The sequence below is a fragment of the [Clostridium] aerotolerans DSM 5434 genome, from assembly GCF_000687555.1.
GTDB lineage: Bacteria > Bacillota > Clostridia > Lachnospirales > Lachnospiraceae > Lacrimispora > Lacrimispora aerotolerans.
Genome location: NZ_JHWJ01000045.1, coordinates 1 through 1,803, shown reverse-complemented (window position 1 = coordinate 1,803; position 1,803 = coordinate 1). Strand labels below are relative to the sequence as shown.

General features: G+C 45.1%; 2 pseudogenes. Both read right to left on the bottom strand.

Going from position 1 to position 1,803, the window contains the following annotated elements:
• Positions 1–140 (bottom strand): annotated as a pseudogene (locus tag T546_RS26390) (cytochrome c biogenesis protein CcdA); the annotation flags it as partial.
• Between the two features lie 170 nt (positions 141–310).
• Positions 311–1,717: pseudogene (locus T546_RS25185) on the bottom strand (FeoB small GTPase domain-containing protein); the annotation flags it as partial.
• Positions 1,718–1,803: the final 86 nt, after the last annotated feature.

Below are 1,803 nucleotides of genomic sequence, written 5' to 3'. Positions count from 1 at the left end.
TCTTTTGCGATTCCGGTTCCTCCGGATAAATACCCAATGTAAAGAGGAATCAGAGGCAGAACACAGGGAGAGAAAAAGCTTACGATTCCCTGTAAGAATACAGTCAGAACAGGGACGCTCACATCAATTGAAAAACCCAACCAAGTACCTCCTTTTTCACCTGCCGCAGCCAGTCGACTGGACATTTTCCATTATTTTCTGTACTATTTTTAGTTACAGTTTGATGTTGTAACTATACCATTTTGAGGAAATTGTGTCAAGTGAATAATGGCTCCTTTTCCACATGAAAAAGCATAGATTTCCTCTGTCACATGGTGAGTGCCTGCTTCCCACAAGCGGAGCACCTTTTAAAGCAGCGATCCAGGTTAAACGCCACTCTGGGCAGGTATCCAAAATCTTCCAAAAGGGTAAACAGCGGGAAAAAGATTGCCATAGGCGGAAGCATTACGGATACGACCCAGGCAAGGCTGCGGTACATGCCATGGACCAGTAAATTGGAAATAAGTTCCGGAACTCCTGCCCATGCTGCTCCTTTTGAAAGGAGGTCTTCAAACCCAAACAAAACATTGCTAAGAAGCTGGGAGGGATAATTGGCCCCGGTAATGGTCAGCCAAAATATCCCAAGAAGAACCAGAAACATAATGGGAAAGCCGGTGGACTTGCTGGTAAATATAAAATCCAGCTTCCGATCTTTCCGGTTATAGGTCTGATTCTCATAAATTACGACTCCGCGACATAAATATTCCGCTTTCCTGACAAATACGGAAGCCATATCATCGCTTACTTTTTCCTGGTGGATTCCTCTGGCTCTCCACTCACTCCGGATTTTCTCTAAACACTCTGCCACTTCCCCGGATTCAGCCAAAGAACTTACATACTTTTTAACCGCCTGCATGAGATTATCATTGGAATCCAATAATCTGGCACATAGCCAGCGGATGTTTATCTTGCCATCGGAAGCGCTTTCCACCACAGGGGAAAGCGCTTCAATGGCGTCCTCAATATATTGAGGATAGCGGATTAGTACGGGGCGCTTTTCTTCTTCCTTCGAATTCTGTATCGTTTCCTCCGGGAATATTTCTGCATGTTCGATTGCTTCTACATGTTCGATTGCATCTGCTTTTTCAGTTGCTTCTGCATACTCGATTGCTTCTGCGGTTTCAATTGCTTCTGATATTTTGGATTCTTGAGGTTTCTCTGATTCCTCTGATTGGTCTGTAGCTTTCTCTATCAGGTCAGGAAGCGCCTCTTCTGATTCTCCCTCTTCCATCAAGTCCACGTTTGCGTCTTCTATCTTATCTTCTTTCTCAAAAAGACAGCGGCTTAAACAGGTATATATCTGGTCCAGCCCCTTTTTGCTTCTTGCCGCAGTTCCTGCCACGGGTACCCCCAGCCGCTCTTCCAGTAAATCAAGCCGGATATCAATGCTCTTTTTCTTCGCTTCATCCATGAGATTTACACAGACTACGGCTTTAGGCGTGGCCTCCAGAACCTGTAACACCAGATTTAGATTACGTTCCAGACACGTTGCATCACAGACCACCACTACGGCATCCGGATGTTCAAAACAGATAAAGTCCCTGGCTACCTCTTCTTCCGTGGAGTGGGCCATGAGGGAATAGCAGCCTGGTATGTCTACCATAACATATCCCTGGCTGCCATCACTGCAGTAGCCCTGGGCATTGGCAACGGTTTTACCCGGCCAGTTGCCCGTGTGTTACTTTTGTTAGTGGTAAAAAACTTAAGGACGATACGATTAAAAAACATATTTGTGATGGAAGTTTGTTTTGTTTGTGAACTTTT